This window comes from Pseudomonas vranovensis DSM 16006, from assembly GCF_000425805.1.
Lineage (GTDB): Bacteria > Pseudomonadota > Gammaproteobacteria > Pseudomonadales > Pseudomonadaceae > Aquipseudomonas > Aquipseudomonas vranovensis.
In genome coordinates this window covers 1-19,797 of sequence record NZ_KE384456.1, presented here as the reverse complement: position 1 = coordinate 19,797, position 19,797 = coordinate 1, and the positions used below count along the sequence as shown (strand labels likewise).

Genomic DNA, 19,797 nt, shown 5'->3' with positions numbered 1-19,797 from the left:
TTGCACCATGGGTATTTTTGACTGGAAACACTGGGTTGTCCTGCTGGTCGTGGTGGTACTGGTGTTCGGCACCAAGAAGCTGAAGAACCTGGGCAGTGACCTGGGCGAATCGATCAAGGGCTTTCGCAAGGCCATGAACGAAGAAGAGTCCAAGCCTGCCGAATCGACCCCGCCGCCGGTGCAACCGGCACAGCCCGTCCAGCCCCAGGCCTCGCCGCTGAACCAGCCGCAGACCATCGACGGCCAGGCGCACAAAGTCGAAGAGCCCATCAGGAAAGATTGATCAATGTTCGGGATCAGCTTCGGCGAACTTCTGCTCGTGGGCCTGGTGGCCCTGCTGGTACTCGGCCCCGAGCGCCTGCCGGGTGCCGCGCGTACCGCCGGTTTGTGGATCGGCCGCCTCAAGCGCAGCTTCAATGCGATCAAGCAGGAGGTGGAGCGTGAAATCGGCGCCGATGACATCCGTCGCCAGCTGCACAACGAGCACATCCTTTCCATGGAGCAAGAAGCGCGCAAGATCCTCAACCCGCAGAGCGTGAGCCCACAGCCGCCGGTAGCCCCGGCAGCCAGCAGCGAGACCGCCGCCGCGCCGACCCCGGCCAGCAGCGACACCACGCCAGCCGCCAGCGTGACCACCGAACCGACACAGCCCCCGCGAGCCCCATGAGCGATATTCCGGACAACGACCAGCCGATGCCGCTGGTTTCGCACCTCACCGAGCTGCGTACACGCCTGCTGCGCTGCGTCGCGGCCATCTTCCTGATCTTCGCCGGGCTGTTCTCCTTCGCGCAGCAGATCTACACCCTGGTCTCAGCGCCCTTGCGCGCGCACTTGCCGGCCAATGCAACGATGATCGCCACCGACGTGGCCTCGCCGTTCCTGACGCCGTTCAAACTGACCATGATCGTCTCGCTGTTCCTCGCCATCCCGCTGATCCTGCAGCAGATCTGGGGCTTCATCGCCCCGGGCCTGTACCGCCACGAAAAGCGCATCGCCATTCCGCTGCTGGTCTCGAGCATTTTCCTGTTCTACGCCGGGATGGCCTTCGCCTACTTCCTGGTGTTCCCGCTGATCTTCGGGTTCTTTGCCAGTGCCACCCCTGAAGGGGTGTCGATGATGACGGACATTGCCAGTTACCTGGACTTCGTCATGACCCTGTTCTTCGCCTTCGGCGTCGCCTTCGAGATCCCCGTGGCCGTGGTGCTGCTGGTGTGGATCGGCGTGGTCGACGTGAAGTACCTGAAGAAGATCCGCCCCTATGTGATCATCGGCTGCTTCGTGGTCGGCATGGTCCTGACCCCGCCGGACATCTTCTCCCAGACCCTGCTCGCGGTGCCCATGTGGTTGCTGTTCGAGATCGGCATTCTGTTTGGCTCGTTGATCCGCAAGCGCAGCGCGCCACAGGATGACGCAGCCGACGACCACAACGACCAGCCGCCAGCGACCCAGCCGTGAACCTGTTGCTCCTCGAGGAGGCCGACTTCATCGCGGCTGACCGCGTCGTCCTGGCCGACCGGCGCTTTACCCACATGCAGGAAATCCACCGCGTGGCGGTGGGCGACAGCCTGCGCGTTGGACGCATCGGCGGATTGATGGGTGAAGCCCGGGTGTTGCGCCTGGAAGGTCACGAAGCGGAGCTCTCGGTCAGCTTCGACCGCGAACCGCCGGCCAAGCTGCCGCTGACCCTGGTACTGGCCCTGCCGCGCCCGAAGATGCTGCGCCGGGTGTTCCAGACCGTCGCCACCATGGGTGTGCCCACGGTGATCCTGGTCAACAGCTACCGGGTCGAAAAAAGTTTTTGGCAAACACCGTTTCTGGAGCCCGAAGCGATTCGCGAGCAATTGATCCTGGGCCTGGAACAGACCCGCGACACCATTCTCCCCGAGATCATCGTCGAGAAACGTTTCAAGCCGTTCGTCGAAGACCGCCTGCCGGCCATCGCCGCGGGCACCCTCGGCCTGGTCGGCCATCCTGGTCCCTACCCCCCCTGCCCGCGTGGCCTTGACGAGCCGGTGACCCTGGCCATCGGCCCGGAAGGCGGCTGGATCCCCTACGAGATCGACCTCCTGGGCAAGGCAGGCCTTGCCCCGGTGCAACTGGGCGAGCGCATCCTGCGCGTGGAGACGGCGGTTACCGCCCTGCTCGCTCGTCTGTTCTGACTTCAGTTTTGCGATCCGGCGCCGATGCATGGGCACCAGAACAATAAATCGCCTCTGCCGATCGCAATGGAGTCCCACCATGTACCGTTGGTTAGCCCAAAACCTGGGTAACGTGAGCGTCAATCGTAAACTCGGCATCGGCTTCGGCCTGGTGCTGCTGCTCACCCTGAGCATTACCCTGACCGGCTGGCAGGGCATCAGTGGCGTGACCCAACGGGGCGACACCCTGGGTGGCATCTCCCAGGTGCTGGAAGCTACCCTGGACCTGCGCATCGCACGTCAGGGCTACCAATTGCGGGGCGACGAGGCCTCGGCCCAAACCCTCGACAACACGCTCACCAGCCTTGAACGCCAGTTGCAGCAAATTGACCAGCGCATCACCCGCCCCCGGGACAAACAGCACATCGAGCAGCAGAACCAGGCGGTGCGAGCGTATCGCCAGGCCCTGCAACAGGCTCAAGAGGCGGCAAGGCAGCGCGAAGCCAGCCGCCAGGTGATGAGCAGCAGCGCCGACCAGGCCGTGAAGCTCATTACCGAAGTCGAACAACAACTGCTCGGTGGCAGCGACCTGAACCTGTTCAACAGCGTTGTCGATGCGAGCAAGCTGCTGCTGCAGGCGCGCTTCCAGGTGCGTGGCTACACCTACAGCGCCAAGGCAGAATTCCAGCAGGCAGCACTCGAGTCCATCGACCAGGCCACTGCCCAACTGCGAACCCTGGCCGAAGTACTGCCCGCCAACTTCACCAGCAGCTTCCAGCAAGCCGCACGCTCCCTGGACAGCTACCGCGCAGCCGTCGTCCAGTTCGGCGTTGCCCAGGGCGCCAACGAGCAAGCGACGCAACACATGGCCGGCCTGGGCCAGACCCTGATCGACCAGAGCAAGCAACTGACCATTGCCCTGACCCAGGTACGCGATGAAGAATCGCAGCACGCCAAGTCCATGCTGACCCTGGCCACCGTGCTGGCCCTGCTGTTCAGCCTGCTGGCCGCCTGGGCCATCACCCGCCAGATCGTCATTCCCCTGCGCCAGACCTTGAATGCCGCCGACCGCATCGCCAGCGGCGACCTGCGCCAGGACCTCAACGTCGAGCGTCGCGACGAACTGGGCCAGCTGCAACGCAGCATGCAGCGCATGACTGTCAGCCTGCGCGAGCTGATTGGCGGCATCGGTGACGGCGTCACCCAGATCGCCAGCGCTGCCGAAGAGCTCTCGGCAGTGACCGAGCAGACCAGCGCCGGGGTCAACAATCAAAAGGTCGAGACCGACCAAGTGGCCACCGCCATGAACGAAATGGCCGCCACCGTGCATGAGGTCGCACGTAACGCCGAGGAAGCCTCCGAGGCAGCCGTGGTGGCCGACCAGCAGGCACGCGAAGGGGATCGGGTGGTGGGCGAAGCCATCGCCCAGATCGAACACCTGGCCCGGGAAGTGAACCACTCCAGCGAAGCCATGGGCCAGCTCAAGGCCGAAAGCGACAAGATCGGCAGCGTGCTCGATGTGATCAAGTCGGTGGCCCAGCAAACCAACCTGCTGGCCCTCAACGCCGCTATCGAAGCAGCGCGCGCCGGTGAAGCCGGACGCGGCTTTGCCGTGGTCGCCGACGAAGTACGCAGCCTGGCCCAGCGCACCCAGCAGTCCACTGAAGAAATCGAGCAACTGATCGCCGGCTTGCAGAACGGTACCCAGCAAGTGGCCACGGTAATGGACGCCAGCCGCAGCCTGACCGACAGCAGCGTCGAACTGACCCGCCGCGCCGGCACGTCACTGGAGACCATCACCCGCACGGTGTCGGCGATCCAGGCGATGAACCAGCAGATTGCGGCGGCGGCCGAGCAGCAGAGCGCCGTGGCTGAGGAGATCAACCGTAGCGTGATGAACGTGCGGGATGTGTCGGATCAGACGTCAGCGGCCAGTGAAGAAACGGCGGCCTCCAGTGTGGAACTGGCGCGGCTGGGGAATCACTTGCAGATGCTGGTCGGGCGCTTCCAGCTGTAAACCGTTTCGCGGGGCAAGCCCGCGCCTACAGCCAGGAGCGTGCTTGCCCCGCGAAGGTTCTAAAGGACCTGACGCAAGAAGGCCTGCGCCCGCAGGTCTTTGGGCGAAGTAAAGAACTGCTCGGGTGGCGAGTCCTCCAGCAGCTTGCCGTGGTCGAAGAACAACACCCGATCCGCCACTTCCCGGGCAAAGCCCATTTCGTGGGTCACGCAGACCATGGTCATGCCTTCCAGGGCCAGGGTCTTCATCACATCCAGCACTTCGCCGACCATTTCCGGGTCCAGCGCCGAAGTCGGTTCATCGAACAGCATGACCTTCGGGTCCATCGCCAGGGCGCGGGCAATCGCCACCCGCTGCTGCTGCCCGCCGGACAACCGCGATGGGTACTCGTTGGCCTTCTGGGCGATCCCGACCTTCTCCAGCAGTGCCCGGGCCTTGGCCTCGCGCTCGGCCTTGCCACGCTTGCGCACCACCTTCTGCGCCAGGCACAGGTTCTCCAGCACGGTCATGTGCGGGAACAGGTTGAAGTGCTGGAACACCATGCCGACTTCGCGGCGGTAGGCGTTGACGTCAGTCCTGGGGTCGGCCAGTTGCAGGCCGTCGATGGCCACGGTGCCCTCGTCGAAGGACTCCAGACCGTTCAGGCAGCGCAAGAACGTCGACTTGCCCGACCCCGACGGCCCCAGCACCACCAGCACTTCGCCCTTGGCTACATCGGTACTGACATGATCGACCGCGCGCACCACCTGGCCACGGGTATCGAAGACTTTTACCAGATCACGGACTTCAATCACTTTGCGCAAGCCTCCGCTCGAGCCGGCTGGCCATGTGCGACAGCGGCAGGTTGATCAACAGGTACAACCCGGCCACGCAGAACCAGATCTCGAAGGTCGAGAACGAGGTGGTGATCGCTTCGCGCCCGCTCTTGGTCAGTTCGGTAATGGCAATCACCGACACCAGCGAGGTGTCCTTGACCAGGCTGATGAACTGCCCGGCCAGCGGCGGCAGCACGCGCTTGAAGGCTTGTGGCAATACCACATGGCGCATCGACTGGCTTGCGCTCAAGCCCAGGGAACGGGCTGCTTCGCCCTGCCCCTTGGCAATCGACTGCACGCCGGCACGGACAATCTCGGCCACATAGGCTCCGGTGAACAGCGCCAGCGCCGCCACCCCGGCAAACTCCCGGGACAGGTTCAGCACCGTACCGATGAAGAAGTAGAAAATGAAGATCTGCACCAGCAGGGGTGTGCCGCGCACCAGCTCGACGTAGACCGTGGACAGGTCACGCAGGGTCGGGTTGCTCGACAACCGGCACAGGCCGGCGAACAGGCCGATCACCAGGCCCAGTACGCCAGAGGCTACCGAGATCCAGATGGTGGTCCACAGGCCCCAGGCCAAGGGTCCGGCGGCCCAGTGATGGGTGACGCCGATCAGGTCGCCTTCGCTGACATCATCGCCACGCGACAGCTGCACACTGGCCTGTTCGACCTCGAATACCTGCTCGGCACCGCTCTCGTCACGCACGGTGACGGTGGCCATTGTGCCTTGAGGGGTAATCGACTCGATGGTGCCGTTTTCGGGGGCCCGCTGGGCAACTTCGGCCTCGTAGGCGAAGTATTGCGGCACCCGGTTCCAGCTCCACTCGTAGGAGATCATCGAGGTCGCGTAGTACAGGCTCAGCGCCAGGCCAACCAGGACCAGCGCGGTGAGCCCGTGCCAGGGCCACTGGGATTTTTTGTGTTTGATCACGTAAGGGTACTTCCGTAAAAGCGAACGCGCAGGGCCAGCCTGCGCGTCGGGTTTCAAGCCAGGCGCTGCGCCGTGGCCTTATTCCATGTCCTTGAGCCAGGCGGTGTCCTTGAACCACTTGTCGTGGATTCGATCGTAGGTACCGTCGTGCTTGATCTGGTGCAGGAAGTTGTTGATGAAGTTCAGGCTGTCGTAGTCGCCCTTCTTCAGGCCGAAGGCCAGGGGTTCGAAGGTGAACGGCTTGTCCAGGAATAGCAGCTTGCCGGCACCGGCCTTGTTCACGGCAACCACGTTATACGGTGCGTCGTAGACGAAGGCATCGGCCTTGCCGTTGACCACATCCATCACCGCTTCCTGCTCGTTGTCGTAGCCGTGGTACTTGGCCTTGCCGATCAGCTTCTTGGCGACCATTTCACCAGTGGTGCCGAGCTTGGAGGTCAGGCGGTATTTCTCGTTGTTCAAATCCTTGTAGGATTTGATCTCGCCCGCCAGTTCCTTGCGGATCAGCAGGGTCTGGCCGACCACGATGAAGGGTTCACTGAAGTTCAGCTTCAGGTTGCGTTCCTGGGTCAGGGTCATGCCGCTGCTGATGATGTCGAACTTGTCGGTCATCAGGGCCGGGATAATACCGTCGTAGGACGTGGAGACCATCTCCAGCTTGACGCCCATGGACTTGGCCATGGCTTTGAGGATATCGACTTCGAAGCCGACGATCTCGCCGCGCTTGTTGGTCATCTGGAACGGCATGTAGGTAGGGTCCATGCCTGCACGCAGGGTGCCACGCTTGACTGCATCATCAATAGCCCCGGCTGCCTGGGCGGCATTGACCGCAACCAGCGCCGTGACGCCGACCAGCAGCATCGACAGATACTTTTTCAACATCACCAGATCCCCCAGCAAGAAAGCTCGAATTTTATTTTTAGCGCGAATCGTCCTACAGGACGGTGCGAGATATTCGGAGGGGATGCTAACGCATGGACAGCGTTGTGGGTATCGGAAAAAGGGGGGAGATCATCGCGGTGCAAGCCCGCTCCCACAGTGGCTGTGGGAGCGGGCTTGCACCGCGATGAATCAGGCGCTGGCCATCGAAGGCTGTGCCACCGGCTCTGGATGCAGCGGCAGCAACGGCGAGTGCGGATCGTTGGCGATCGACTGACGCCACACGCTCAACCACGGCTCGTGCTTCTCATCCCACACGCGATTGTGCAGGCGAGCCAGGGCGACCGGGTCGCTGAGCAGGGCCAGGCGGGTGTTGCCGTCCAGGCCGGTCGGCCCCAGGTCCAGCGCTTTTTCGATGCGCTCGGCGCGCAGCGATTCGATCGGCGCTGCGACACCATGACGCGCAGTCGCCAGGGCGCAGGCCAGGGCGTTCTGCTGCGGGTCGACCACGGCACGGACGAAACCGTCGTGCATGGCGTGCCAGCGGTTCTCGTGGGTGTACTGGTCGGTGGCCAGCAGCTCGTGGGGCGTGGCGTATTCCTCGGGGATCAGGAACAGGCTTTCGTCCTTGGCACGCAGGCCCAGGTGTACGCGGCTGGAGATCACCGAGACCGGGATCGACAGCATCAGCGAACCTACGATCGGCACCAGCCACCACAGGAAGCTCGGGTTCAGCCACGCCACCAGCAGCGCCCAAGCCACACCCAGCAGGGTTTGCGGGCCATGACGGCGTACCGCTTCGCTCCACGGCGTTGAGTCGTCGTCACGCTGCGGCGAGTTCCAGGTCGCAGCCCACCCCAGGAACGCGGCGAGCACGAAACGGGTGTGGAAGATCATCCGCACCGGTGCCAGCAACATGGAGAAGAGCATCTCCAGCAGCATCGACAGGGTGACCTTGAAGCGCCCGCCAAACTCTTTCGCACCCTTGGCCCAGATCAGGATGACGCTGAGCAGCTTGGGCAGGAACAGCAGCACGATGGTAGTGGAGAACAGCGCGATGGCCTTCTCAGGGTGCCATTGCGGCCACAGCGGATAGAGCTGCCGTGGCTCGAGGAAGTACTGCGGCTCCATCAGGGTATTGGTCGCCAGCAAGGCCGTCGACAGCACCAGGAAGAAGAACCACAGCGGCGCCGACAGGTACGACATCACCCCAGTGAGGAACACCGCGCGGTGTACCGGATGCATGCCCTTGACCAGGAACAGGCGGAAGTTCATCAGGTTGCCGTGGCACCAGCGCCGGTCACGCTTGAGCTCGTCGAGCAGGTTCGGCGGCAACTCTTCATAGCTGCCCGGCAGGTCGTAGGCAATCCACACGCCCCAGCCGGCACGGCGCATCAGCGCAGCTTCAACGAAGTCATGGGACAGGATGGCGCCGGCGAATGCACCTTTACCCGGCAACGGCGCCAGGGCGCAGTGCTCGATGAAGGGCTTCATGCGGATGATCGCGTTGTGGCCCCAGTAGTGCGACTCACCGAGCTGCCAGAAGTGCAGGCCGGCGGTGAACAGCGGGCCATAGACGCGGGTGGCGAACTGCTGCATGCGCGCATACAGGGTGTCCATGCCCGAAGCCTTCGGCGCGGTCTGGATGATACCGGCGTCCGGGTTGGCTTCCATCAACCGCACCAGGCTGGTCAGGCATTCGCCGCTCATGACGCTGTCGGCGTCGAGCACCACCATGTAGCGGTAGTCGCTGCCCCAGCGACGGCAGAAGTCGTCGAGGTTACCGCTCTTGCGTTTGACCCGGCGACGGCGGCGACGGTAAAAGATCCGCCCGAAGCCCTTGGACTCGCGGCAGACTTCAAGCCAGGCCTGTTGCTCGGCCACGGCAATGTCGGTGTCGTTGGTATCGCTGAGGACGAAGAAGTCGAAGCGGTCCAGGTCGCCCGTGGCCGCCACCGATTCGAAGGTCGCACGCAGGCCAGCGAATACCCGTGGTACATCTTCGTTGCAGATCGGCATGACGATGGCGGTACGCGCACCCGCCTCGATCGGCTCGTTACCGGCACTGCTGCCGGAAATGCGGTACTTGTCGCGGCCGGTCAGCAACTCGAGGAAGCCCATCAACGCGGTCCAGAAACCGGCCGAGACCCAGCAGAACAGGATACCGAACAAGATCAGGATGCTGGTCTGCAGCGCATACGGCCAGACCTGGGTCGCCGTTTGCAGCAGCGGCTGGTGCATGACTTCGTCAAGATCGACGAACGACCAGCCCTGGTACGGCAGGATGCCCTTCATGTACCAGCCGGCGACAATGGTCTGGCCGAGCATCAGCGTCAGCAGGATGTAGCGGCGCATGGAACCGACCCAGCGCCAGCGTGCCTTGGGCAGCTCGCGCTTGGCCGGCGCCGGGGCGTTGGTACGCCCGGTCAGGCGACGCCAGGCGCGGATCAGGATGTTGGTCCGCCATGGCTCGGGAATCACCCGGGTACGCTTGATCGGCGGCGTGGCCTTCAGGCACACGCGACCGCTGGCGTCGAGGCCGAGCATCTCGGCCTCTTCCATTTCAGCGGCGCTGGTCAGGGTCAGGCGGCTGCCCACCGACGCCTGCACGGCGTCGGCATCACGGACAGCTGGCTGCGAAGACAAACGCTGGTGCAGCTCGCTGAACGAGTTGCAGCTGGCAAGTTCTGCCCGCTGCTCGTCGCTCAGTGGTAGATGGGCCAGGTATTCGCCAAGCGATTCTGGCCGTGCTTGAGAGTTACTCATCGGCAGGCAACTGGTAGCTCCAGGTCTCGGTCAACACCTGTTCGGTGGTGGCCGGTGTCCCGGTGGTAGGCGCCGCGTCGGCGGCAGGTTGCTCGGCAGGCTTCTCGGCCTTGGCATGCTTGGCCGCAGCTTTTTCCTGCTTGGCGGTTTTAGCGGGCTTGGCCGGCTCGACCGGAACGTCACGCAGCAGCGCCGCGCGCATTTCAACCGACTTGCTCGGATCCTTGACCTTCAACCGCAGGGTCAGGCGCCAGCCTTTGATTTCCGGGTTGTAGCGCAGGTTGTTCTCGACCAGCTCGGCGTTGTCGCCAACACTGACTTGACTGCGCACAGCGGTGTCTTCCGGCAGTTTAGCCAATACCGGGCCTTCGAAGTCGACCAGGAAGGCAACGCTGCCGTCTGGCTGGCGAATCAGGTTGGATTGCTTGACGTCACCGGTGGAACGCAGGGTCTGCTTGACCCAGCTCAGGTTCGGCGAGTGGAACGCGGACTCGTCGATGGTCCAGTGCAGGCGGTAGGCGTATTCGAACGGGGTGCCTGGCTCCGGCAGTTTTTCCGGGCTCCAGAACGCAACGATGTTGTCGTTGGTTTCGTCGGCGGTCGGGATCTCGACCAGATCGACGGTACCCTTGCCCCAGTCGCCCACCGGCTCGATCCAGGCGCTTGGGCGCTTCTGATAGTTGTCGTCCAGGTCTTCGAACTGGCTGAATTCACGCTGGCGCTGCAGCAGGCCGAAACCACGCGGGTTCTCGACGCTGAAATTGCTCACGGCCAGGTGTTTCGGGTTGTTCAGCGGGCGCCACAACCACTCGCCGTTACCGGCGTGGATCGACAGGCCTTCGGAGTCATGCAGGGCCGGACGGTAGTTCAGCACCTTGGATGGCTGGTTGCCGCCGAACAGGAACATGCTGGTCAGCGGGGCAATGCCCAGACGGCTGACGTGGTCACGCAGGAACACCTTGGACTTGACGTCGACGATGGTGTCGCTGCCCGGACGCAGGGTCAGGCGGTAGGCGCCGGTGGAACGCGGCGAGTCGAGCAGCGCGTAGATCACCAGGTGCTTGTCGGCAGGCTTCGGGCGCTCGACCCAGAACTCGGTAAAGCGCGGGAATTCTTCGCCGGACGGCAGCGCGGTGTCGATGGCCAGGCCACGGGCAGACAGACCATACACATGGCCCTTGCCGACCACGCGGAAGTAGCTGGCGCCAAGCAGGGTCATGATCTCATCCTGCTTGTCGGCCTTGTTGATCGGATACAGGACACGGAAACCGGCATAGCCCAGGTTCTCGGTGGCCTTTGGATCGAACTGCACAGTACCGAAATCGAAGCGGCTCGGGTCGTACTTGATCTCGTTGACCGTGGTAGCCGTGACTTCGTTGATTTTCACCGGCGTGTCGAAGTGCATGCCCTGGTGATAGAACGACAGCTTGAACGGGGTTTTCTCATTCGCCCATTCGGCTTTCTCATTCAGGAAGCGGATCTGCTGGTAGTCGCCGTATTTCATGTCACGGAACACGGCCGGCAGATTGCTTTTTGGAGCCTCATATTTCTGTCCGGCAAGATCCTTCGCCTTGGCCGCGACATCGTCAAGGTTGAACGCCCAGAGCTGGCCGGCGCTGAACAGGCCTACCAGCGTAGCGCCCGCCAGCAGGGCCTTGCGCAGCCGATTGCCAGGAGTTCTTGGTGCATTACAGGGACTTACAATCACGAGCAACCCTCGCCGAAAACAGATCTAAAGAACCAACGGCCAGCGACAAATGCCAGGTTGGCGAGCACTGTTCGGACTCCGAAAGGGCGCAATGATTCCCCAAACGGTTCCAGACAGTCTCAAGTCAGAGTGAAACGAACCCACGAACGCAGGCCCAATAGCGCGCGATTATCCAGCAGGCTGCGTTACAACGCATCAGGCCAAACAAACTATTTCTGCCACAAAACCCCTTGTTTTCCTACAAACAGGGGTTTTTTGCCATCAGATTTGTAACATAAATGTTACGGGGCCATCATTGACCAGATGCACTTGCATGTCTGCACCAAATTGGCCACTGGCAACCGTTTCATGTTTGAGCCTGGCCTGGGCCAGCAGGTAGTCGAACAACTCGGCCCCCAGTGCCGGTGGCGCGGCGGTCGAGAAGCTGGGCCGCAGCCCGCTCTGGGTGTCGGCGGCCAGGGTGAACTGCGACACCAGCAGCAGACCGCCGCCGATGTCCTTGAGCGACAGGTTCATCTTGCCTTGCGGGTCGCTGAATACCCGGTAGTTGAGCAGCTTGTGCAACAGCTTGTCGGCGTGGGCCGGGGTGTCGCCGGGTTCGACCGCCACCAGCACCAGCAGGCCCTGGTCGATTGCCCCGACGGTTTGCCCTTCTACATCGACCCGCGCGCCACGCACGCGTTGCAGCAAACCCTTCATGCTTCTTCCAATGGCAGATCGAGCAGACGCCGGGCCATCTGGTCGGCAGCACGTACCAGGGCATCGGTGATGCCCGGCTCGGACGCAGCGTGGCCGGCGTCGCGAATCACCTTGAGTTCGCTGTTGGGCCAGGCCTGATGCAGCTCCCAGGCGTTGTCCAGCGGGCAGATCACGTCGTAGCGGCCATGCACGATCACCGCCGGCAGGTGGGCGATCTTCGGCATGTCGCGGATCAGCTGGTCGGGTTCGAGAAAGGCATTGTTGGTGAAGTAATGACACTCGATGCGAGCGATCGACAGCGCGCGCTGGGGCTCGGAGAAGCGATCGACCACCAGCGGGTTGGGCCGCAGGGTAGCGGTGCGCCCTTCCCAGGTGGACCACGCCTTGGCGGCGTGCATCTGGGCGATCTGGTCGTTGCCGGTCAGGCGCTTGTGGAAGGCCTTGACCAGGTCATCACGCTCTTCGGCCGGGATCGGGGCAATGTAGTCCTGCCAATAGTCCGGGAACAGGCGGCTGGCGCCTGCCTGGTAGAACCACTCGATCTCTTGCGGGCGGCACAGGAAGATGCCGCGCAGAATCAGCCCGTGAACGCGCTCGGGGTGGGTCTGGGCGTAGGCCAGGGCCAGGGTCGAACCCCAGGAGCCGCCGAACAGCACCCACTTGTCGATGCCCAGGTGCTTGCGGATGCGCTCGATGTCTTCGACCAGGTGCCAGGTGGTGTTGTTTTCCAGACTGGCATGGGGGGTCGAGCGACCACAGCCACGCTGATCGAAGGTGATGATCCGGTACAGGTTGGGGTCGAAGTAGCAGCGGCTCTGGGCATCGCAGCCTGCACCCGGGCCACCGTGGATGAACAACACCGGCAGACCTTCCGGCGAACCGCTCTCGTCGACATACAGCACATGCGGTGCTTCCACGGCCAGATCGTGCCGGGCGTAGGGTTTGATCTGCGGGTACAAGGTCTGCATTACGCACTCCGTGTGGGAATTATTCTGCCGTTGGGCATCATAAACCCGAATTGCGCTTTGAGCATCATCACCACTGCGCCTACAGCGCTAGTGGGCCTTGCCCCAGGCCAGCATAGTCTCCAGCAACTGCTTCAATACCACCTGGGTCGGCTGGGCCAGGTCTTCGCGGTACTTGAACGGTTCGACCTCTTCCATGTAGGTGCTCTGCGCCAGTTCCAGCTGCACCGCATGGATGTTGTTGGCCGGGTCGCCATAGTGACGGGTGATATGCCCACCCTTGAAACGACCATTGAGCACGTGGCTGTACTGGTCGGCCCTGGCGCAAACCGCTTGCAGGCGCTCGGCCAGCTGCGGAGCACAACTGGCGCCGTTGAAGGTGCCCAGGTTGAAGTCCGGCAACTTGCCGTCGAACAGATGCGGGATATGCGAACGGATCGAGTGGGCATCCCACAGCAGTGCGTAACCGAACTGCTTTTTCAGGCGATCCAGTTCACTGCGGATGGTGTTGTGATAAGGACGCCAGATGCCTTCCAGGTACTCGGCCCGCTCTTCGGCCGACGGCTCCTTGCCCGCCTCGAACAGCGGCTCGCCTTCGAACAGGGTGGCCGGGTACAGCCCGGTGGTGGCGCCGGCGTACAAGGGTTTGTCATCGTCCGGGCGGTTCAGGTCGATGACAAAGCGCGAGTACTCGGCCGCCACCACGCTGGCGCCCAGTTCACGGGCAAAGTCGTACAACTGCGGAATGTACCAGTCGGTGTCCGGCAGGCTTTGCGCCTGCGCCACCAGCCCGGCTTTAACCACGGGGGTCAGGCGCAAACCGGCATGGGGCATGCTGATCAGCAGCGGCAGGCTGCCCTGGTGAAAACTCAGTACCTTGTCCATAGGCCCTCCTTCAATCAGTTGAAAATTTCATGGCCCCGGCGCACCACCCGCTTGGGCAGGTCGCCGCCCAGCCAGTACGACAGGTCTGCCGGGCGCTCGATCTGCCAGGCGACAAAGTCAGCCACCTTGCCGACTTCCAGCGAGCCATGGCTATGGCCCAGGCCCAGGGCCGTGGCGGCATGCAGAGTAACACCGGCCAGGGCTTCTTCCGGGGTCATACGGAACAGCGTGCAGGCCATGTTGAGCATCAGTCGCAACGACAGCCCTGGTGAGGTACCCGGGTTGAGGTCGCTGGCGATGGCGATTTTCACCCCGTGCGTGCGCAAGGCATCCATGGGCGGCAGCTGGGTTTCACGCAAGAAGTAGAAGGCGCCGGGCAGCAACACCGCCACGGTCCCCGACGCAGCCATGGCGATGGCATCGTCTTCGGTCATGAACTCCAGGTGATCGGCCGACAACGCCTGGTATCGCGCGGCCAGGCTCGAGCCCGCCAGCGACGACAGTTGCTCGGCGTGCAGCTTGACCGGCAGTTTCAGCGCATGGGCCGTGATGAACACCCGCTCGACCTGGGCCGGGGAAAAGGCCAGGTACTCGCAGAACGCATCCACGGCATCGACCAGCCCTTCGGCAGCCAGGGCGGGGAGCATTTCGTCGCAGATGTGGGTGATGTAGTCGTCGGCGCGATCCTTGTACTCAGCCGGCAAGGCATGGGCGGCCAGGCAGGTGCTGCGCACGGTAACCGGCAGCTCCTCGCCCAGGCGACGGGCCACCTTGAGCATCTTGCGCTCGTTGGCCAGGTCCAGGCCGTAGCCAGACTTCACCTCAAGGGTGGTCACGCCATCGCGCATCAGCGCCTGCACCCGCTGGCGGGCACTGGCGAACAGCTCATCTTCGCTGGCTGCGCGGGTAGCCCGCACGGTGCTGGCAATGCCGCCGCCCTGGGCGGCGATCTCAGCGTAGCTCACGCCTTGGAGGCGCTGCTCGAACTCGCCGCTGCGATTGCCACCGAACACCGCGTGGGTGTGGCAGTCGATCAGCCCCGGCGTGACCCAGGCACCGCCCAGGTCCACGGTTCTGTCAGCGGTAATGGCCGGTAGCGCCTGGCGCGGGCCGATCCACTCGATGTGGCCGGCGCTGGTGACTATCGCCGCATCCTCGATGATCGAATAGCTGCCTTGGGCCATGCTCGCCACATGGCAGTGCTGCCAGAGGGTTTTCATGGAGTGTCTCCGTTGTTAGCGGTGAGATTGAGAAGGATCCTGGGCCAGCGGCAATTCGCCCTTGGCTGCCCGCGGCTTGCACCACAGCAGGTAGGAAGCGACCAGGAACAGCACCCAGACCACGCCCACCAGCAACGCTGCCTGAGTATCAGGGAAGTAACCGAGCACGCCGAACACGAACAGCATGAAGGCAATTGCCGCTGCCGGCCCGTATGGCCAGAACGGCACCGGGAACTTGAGCTGGGCCACCTCTTCACGGCTCATGCTGCGGCGCATGGCAACCTGGGTCACCAGAATCATCAGCCAGACCCAGACAGTAGCAAAGGTGGCGATCGAGGCAATCAGCAGGAACACGTTTTCCGGGATCAAGTAGTTGAGCACCACACCCCCGAGCAGGGCGGCGCCCATGACCATCACGGTCATCCACGGTACGCCGTGACGGGAAATCTTGGCGAAGCCTTTGGGTGCATGGCCTTGCTGTGCCAGGCCGTACATCATCCGACCGGCACCGAAGATGTCACTGTTGATGGCCGATACCGCTGCCGAAATCACCACGATGTTCAGCACAGTCGCCGCCGAGCCGATGCCCAGGTTGCTGAAGATCTGCACGAACGGGCTGCCCTGGCTGCCGATCTGTGGCCATGGGTACAGGCACATCAGCACGAACAAGGTGAGGATGTAGAACAGCAGGATGCGCAGCGGCACGGCGTTGATCGCCTTGGGGATGACGCGCTGCGGATCCTTGGCCTCGCCGGCGGTGATGCCGATGATTTCGATGCCGCCGAAGGCGAACATCACCACGGCAAACGAGGCGATCAGGCCGCCGATGCCATTGGGCATGAAACCGCCATGCTCGAACAGGTTACTGACGCCCACCACGTTTCCGGCATCGGCATTGCTCAGCCCGAACGCCATGATGCCGAAACCGGCCAGGATCATTGCAACGATGGCACCGACCTTGAGCAAGGACAGCCAGAATTCCATCTCGCCAAACACCTTGACGTTGCACAGGTTCAGGCCGCCGATCAGGAAGACAATGCCCAGCACCCAGATCCAGCGGGCCACCTCCGGAAACCAGAAGCCCATATAGATGCCGAACGCCGTGACGTCGGCCAGGCAGACGATGATCATTTCAAAGGCGTAGGTCCACCCCAGGATGAACCCGGACATCGGCCCCAGGTAGGTGTTGGCGTACTGGCCGAAAGAGCCGGACACCGGGTTGTGTACGGCCATTTCACCCAGCGCGCGCATGACCATGAAGACCGCGGCGCCCCCAATCAGATAGGCCAGCAATACGGCCGGGCCGGCCATCTGGATGGCCGAGGCAGAACCGTAGAACAGACCGGTTCCGATCGCCGATCCCAATGCCATGAAGCGAATATGACGCGCGTTCAATCCGCGCGTGAGTCCTTGTGCTTGAGTGTGCATTTCGCGTCCTGTTTTTGTTGTAGGCGAAAAGCGGCACGGACCGATGAAGGTCCGTGCGGCAGGTGGCTGGCACGATGGCCAGCCCGAGGTTCACAGGCTAGGCAGGACCTTGGCCGGCAGCAGGCCGGTCAGGTGACCTTCGGCCAACAGGGCGATTGCCGCCTCGATGTCCGGGGCGAAGAAGCGGTCTTTCTCGTAGTAGGCGACCTTGCTGCGCAGGGTCTGGCGGGCTTGTTCGAGCTTTTGCGAGGTTTTCAGGCCTTCGCGCAGGTCCAGGCCCTGGCAGGCAGCCAGCCACTCCACGGCCAGAATGCCGCGCACGTTGTCGCTCATTTCCCACAGGCGCTTGCCGGCAGCCGGGGCCATCGACACGTGGTCTTCCTGGTTGGCCGAGGTCGGCAGGCTGTCGACGCTGTGCGGGTGGGCCAGGGCCTTGTTCTCGCTGGCCAGTGCAGCAGCGGTCACCTGGGCGATCATGAAGCCCGAGTTGACGCCACCATTGGCCACCAGGAACGGCGGCAACTGGGACATGTGCTTGTCCATCATCAGCGAGATGCGGCGCTCGCTGAGCGAACCGATCTCGGCAATGGCCAAGGCCATGTTGTCAGCCGCCATGGCCACAGGCTCGGCGTGGAAGTTGCCGCCGGAGATCACATCACCTTCTTTGGCAAATACCAGCGGGTTGTCGGATACGGCGTTGGCCTCGACCACCAGCACTTCGGCTGCCTGACGGAACTGGGTCAGGCAGGCACCCATGACTTGTGGTTGGCAGCGCAGGGAGTACGGGTCCTGCACCTTGCCGCAGTTCTGGTGCGAAGCCGAGACTTCGCTGCCGTCACCGAGCAGGTCGCGGTAGCAGGCGGCGGCGTCGATCTGGCCGCGCTGGCCACGGGCCTCATGGATACGGGCATCGAACGGCGAGCGCGAACCCAATACTGCTTCAACCGTCAGGGCACCGACCGACATGGCGGCGGCGAACAGGTCTTCACCTTCGAACAGGCCGCGCAGGGCAAAGGCGGTGGACGCCTGGGTGCCGTTGAGCAGGGCCAGACCTTCCTTGGCCGCCAGGGTCAGCGGCTCAAGGCCGGCAACCGCAAGGGCTTCGGTGGCCGGCAGCCACTGGCCGTTGTGGCGGGCCTTGCCTTCGCCGAGCAGCACCAGCGACATGTGCGCCAGTGGCGCCAGGTCGCCGGATGCGCCTACCGAACCTTTCAATGGGATGTGCGGGTACACCTCGGCGTTGATCAGGGCGATCAGCGCATCGATGACCTTGCGACGGATGCCGGAGAAACCACGGCTCAGGCTGTTGACCTTGAGCACCATGATCAGGCGCACCAGGGCGTCATCGATTGGCGCGCCTACACCAGCGGCGTGGGACAGCACCAGCGAGCGCTGCAGGTTTTCCAGGTCGTGGCTGGCGATGCGGGTCGAGGCCAGCAGGCCGAACCCGGTGTTGATGCCGTAGGCGGTGCGGTTTTCCGCCAGGATCTGCTCGACACAAGCGACGCTGGCATCGATCTGCTGATCGGCGCTGGCATCCAGCTTGAGTTTTACCGGCTGCTTGTAGATCGCACGCAGCTGAGCCAGGGTCAGGGTGCCGGGCTTCAGGGTCAATTCAGTCACGTTAATGCTCCGTACTCGTGAGGCGTATTCGCCTGCATAGATATCAGTATCAACCAATTGGCGAAGATCAGCCTGTGATCATCGGCAGGTTCAAGCCTTGTTCCTTGGCGCAGTCGATGGCGATCTGGTAGCCGGCATCGGCGTGACGCATGACGCCGGTGGCCGGGTCGTTGTGCAGTACGCGAGCGATACGCTCGGCCGCTTCATCGGTACCGTCGCAGACGATCACCATGCCCGAGTGCTGGGAGAAGCCCATGCCGACGCCGCCACCGTGGTGCAGCGAAACCCAGGTCGCGCCGCTGGCGGTATTGAGCAGGGCGTTGAGCAGTGGCCAGTCGGAGACGGCGTCGGAGCCATCCTGCATCGACTCGGTCTCGCGGTTGGGGCTGGACACCGAGCCCGAGTCCAGGTGGTCGCGGCCGATGACGATCGGCGCCGACAGCTCGCCGCTGCGGACCATTTCGTTGAAGGCCAGGCCCAGTTTGGCGCGCAGGCCCAGGCCAACCCAGCAGATACGTGCCGGCAGTCCCTGGAAGCTGATGCGCTCGCGCGCCATGTCCAGCCAGTTGTGCAGGTGGGCGTCGTCGGCGATCAGTTCCTTGACCTTGGCGTCGGTCTTGTAGATGTCTTCAGCGTTGCCCGACAGTGCCGCCCAGCGGAACGGACCGATACCGCGGCAGAACAGCGGACGGATGTAGGCCGGTACGAAACCCGGGAAGTCAAAGGCATTGCTGACGCCTTCTTCCTTGGCCATCTGGCGAATGTTGTTGCCATAGTCGAAGGTCGGGATGCCCTGCTTCTGGAAATCGAGCATGGCCTGGACGTGTACGGCCATCGATTGCTTGGCAGCCTTGACCACGGCAGCCGGGTCGGTCTGGGCGCGGTCGCGGTACTGTTCCCAGGTCCAGCCGGCTGGCAGGTAGCCGTTCAGTGGGTCGTGGGCGCTGGTCTGGTCGGTGACCATGTCGGGACGCACGCCACGCTTGACCAGTTCCGGCAGGATTTCGGCGGCGTTGCCCAGCAGGGCGATGGAGATGGCCTTGCCTTCGGCGGTGTACTTGGCGATACGGGCCAGGGCGTCGTCCAGGTCCTTGGCTTGCTCGTCGACATAGCGGCTGCTCAGGCGGAAGTCGATGCGGCTCTGCTGGCATTCGATGTTCAGCGAGCAGGCACCGGCCAGGGTCGCGGCCAGTGGCTGGGCACCGCCCATGCCGCCCAGGCCTGCGGTCAGTACCCACTTGCCCTTGAGGCTGCCGTTGTAGTGCTGGCGACCGGCTTCGACGAAGGTTTCGTAGGTGCCCTGGACGATGCCCTGGCTGCCGATGTAGATCCAGCTGCCGGCGGTCATCTGGCCGTACATGGCCAGGCCCTTGGCATCCAGTTCGTTGAAGTGTTCCCAGTTGGCCCAGTGCGGCACCAGGTTGGAGTTGGCGATCAGCACGCGCGGGGCGTTGCTGTGGGTCTTGAACACGCCGACCGGCTTGCCCGACTGCACCAGCAGGGTTTCGTCGTCGTTCAGGTTGGTGAGGCTCTCGACGATCTTGTCGTAGCACTCCCAGTTGCGTGCAGCGCGGCCGATGCCGCCATAAACCACCAGCTCCTTGGGGTTCTCTGCCACTTCCGGGTCGAGGTTGTTCATCAGCATGCGCAGCGGGGCTTCAGTCAGCCAGCTTTTGGCGGTGAGCTTGTTGCCGCGGGCTGCGCGGATTTCGACGTCACG

Annotated in this window: 17 protein-coding genes and 1 pseudogene; 6 read left to right on the top strand and 12 right to left on the bottom strand. The window is 63.3% G+C overall.

The genetic code is table 11. The features are described from left to right. Positions 1-7: 7 nt before the first annotated feature. The 6 genes and pseudogenes from H621_RS0122630 to H621_RS29320 all read left to right on the top strand — a co-directional run bounded on the left by H621_RS0122630 (position 8) and on the right by H621_RS29320 (position 4,155). A complete protein-coding gene (locus H621_RS0122630) occupies positions 8-283 on the top strand; it encodes a twin-arginine translocase TatA/TatE family subunit (RefSeq protein ID WP_028945557.1) in 276 nt (91 codons plus the stop codon). A 3-nt stretch (positions 284-286) separates the two neighbouring features. Then, entirely contained in the window at positions 287-667 is a 381-nt protein-coding gene (tatB, locus tag H621_RS0122625) for a Sec-independent protein translocase protein TatB (protein WP_028945556.1), read from the top strand. Next, a complete protein-coding gene (tatC, locus tag H621_RS0122620) occupies positions 664-1,455 on the top strand; it encodes a twin-arginine translocase subunit TatC (protein ID WP_028945555.1) in 792 nt (263 codons plus the stop codon). The genes tatB and tatC overlap by 4 nt, the downstream gene beginning before the upstream one ends. Then, positions 1,452-2,159, top strand: a complete 708-nt coding sequence (locus H621_RS0122615) for a 16S rRNA (uracil(1498)-N(3))-methyltransferase (protein ID WP_028945554.1) — start codon at positions 1,452-1,454, stop codon at positions 2,157-2,159. Before tatC ends, H621_RS0122615 begins: the two co-directional genes overlap by 4 nt. Before the next feature lie 28 nt (positions 2,160-2,187). Then, positions 2,188-3,300: pseudogene (locus tag H621_RS29325) on the top strand (methyl-accepting chemotaxis protein); the annotation flags it as partial. Next, on the top strand, positions 3,283-4,155 hold the full coding sequence (locus tag H621_RS29320) for a methyl-accepting chemotaxis protein (RefSeq protein ID WP_425337439.1): 873 nt from the start codon (positions 3,283-3,285) through the stop codon (positions 4,153-4,155). The pseudogene H621_RS29325 and the gene H621_RS29320, both read left to right, overlap by 18 nt. Positions 4,156-4,214: 59 nt before the next feature. Here the strand turns inward: H621_RS29320 and H621_RS0122605 are convergent, their stop codons facing one another. The 12 genes from H621_RS0122605 to hutU form a co-directional block, all read right to left on the bottom strand. Next, positions 4,215-4,949 carry an amino acid ABC transporter ATP-binding protein gene (locus tag H621_RS0122605; RefSeq protein ID WP_028945552.1) on the bottom strand — a complete coding sequence of 245 codons (735 nt, stop codon included), beginning with the start codon at positions 4,947-4,949 and terminating at the stop codon, positions 4,215-4,217. Further along, a complete protein-coding gene (locus H621_RS0122600; protein ID WP_028945551.1) occupies positions 4,942-5,904 on the bottom strand; it encodes an amino acid ABC transporter permease in 963 nt (320 codons plus the stop codon). The genes H621_RS0122605 and H621_RS0122600 overlap by 8 nt, the downstream gene beginning before the upstream one ends. A gap of 78 nt (positions 5,905-5,982) precedes the next feature. After that, positions 5,983-6,783 carry a transporter substrate-binding domain-containing protein gene (locus tag H621_RS0122595; protein ID WP_028945550.1) on the bottom strand — a complete coding sequence of 267 codons (801 nt, stop codon included), beginning with the start codon at positions 6,781-6,783 and terminating at the stop codon, positions 5,983-5,985. A gap of 192 nt (positions 6,784-6,975) precedes the next feature. Continuing rightward, complete coding sequence (gene mdoH, locus H621_RS0122590) at positions 6,976-9,549, bottom strand: glucans biosynthesis glucosyltransferase MdoH (RefSeq protein WP_028945549.1); 2,574 nt, start codon at positions 9,547-9,549, stop codon at positions 6,976-6,978. Next, a complete protein-coding gene (locus tag H621_RS0122585) occupies positions 9,542-11,257 on the bottom strand; it encodes a glucan biosynthesis protein G (protein ID WP_084168032.1) in 1,716 nt (571 codons plus the stop codon). Before H621_RS0122585 ends, mdoH begins: the two co-directional genes overlap by 8 nt. Positions 11,258-11,518: 261 nt before the next feature. Beyond that, positions 11,519-11,956, bottom strand: a complete 438-nt coding sequence (dtd, locus tag H621_RS0122580; RefSeq protein WP_028945547.1) for a D-aminoacyl-tRNA deacylase — start codon at positions 11,954-11,956, stop codon at positions 11,519-11,521. Next, a complete protein-coding gene (pip, locus tag H621_RS0122575; RefSeq protein WP_028945546.1) occupies positions 11,953-12,924 on the bottom strand; it encodes a prolyl aminopeptidase in 972 nt (323 codons plus the stop codon). The genes dtd and pip overlap by 4 nt, the downstream gene beginning before the upstream one ends. 87 nt (positions 12,925-13,011) lie before the next feature. Then, positions 13,012-13,806, bottom strand: coding sequence for an N-formylglutamate deformylase (hutG, locus tag H621_RS0122570; RefSeq protein ID WP_028945545.1), 795 nt, complete (start codon positions 13,804-13,806; stop codon positions 13,012-13,014). Positions 13,807-13,820: 14 nt separating this feature from the next. Then, positions 13,821-15,026: an imidazolonepropionase gene (hutI, locus tag H621_RS0122565; RefSeq protein WP_028945544.1), complete on the bottom strand. Its 1,206-nt coding sequence runs from the start codon at positions 15,024-15,026 to the stop codon at positions 13,821-13,823. A 15-nt stretch (positions 15,027-15,041) separates the two neighbouring features. After that, positions 15,042-16,454 (bottom strand): amino acid permease, encoded by a 1,413-nt coding sequence (locus H621_RS0122560; RefSeq protein ID WP_028945543.1) that lies wholly within the window; start codon positions 16,452-16,454, stop codon positions 15,042-15,044. A gap of 90 nt (positions 16,455-16,544) precedes the next feature. Then, complete coding sequence (hutH, locus tag H621_RS0122555; protein ID WP_028945542.1) at positions 16,545-18,077, bottom strand: histidine ammonia-lyase; 1,533 nt, start codon at positions 18,075-18,077, stop codon at positions 16,545-16,547. A 67-nt stretch (positions 18,078-18,144) separates the two neighbouring features. Beyond that, on the bottom strand, positions 18,145-19,797 hold a 1,653-nt coding region (gene hutU, locus H621_RS0122550; protein WP_028945541.1), incomplete at its 5' end, for a urocanate hydratase.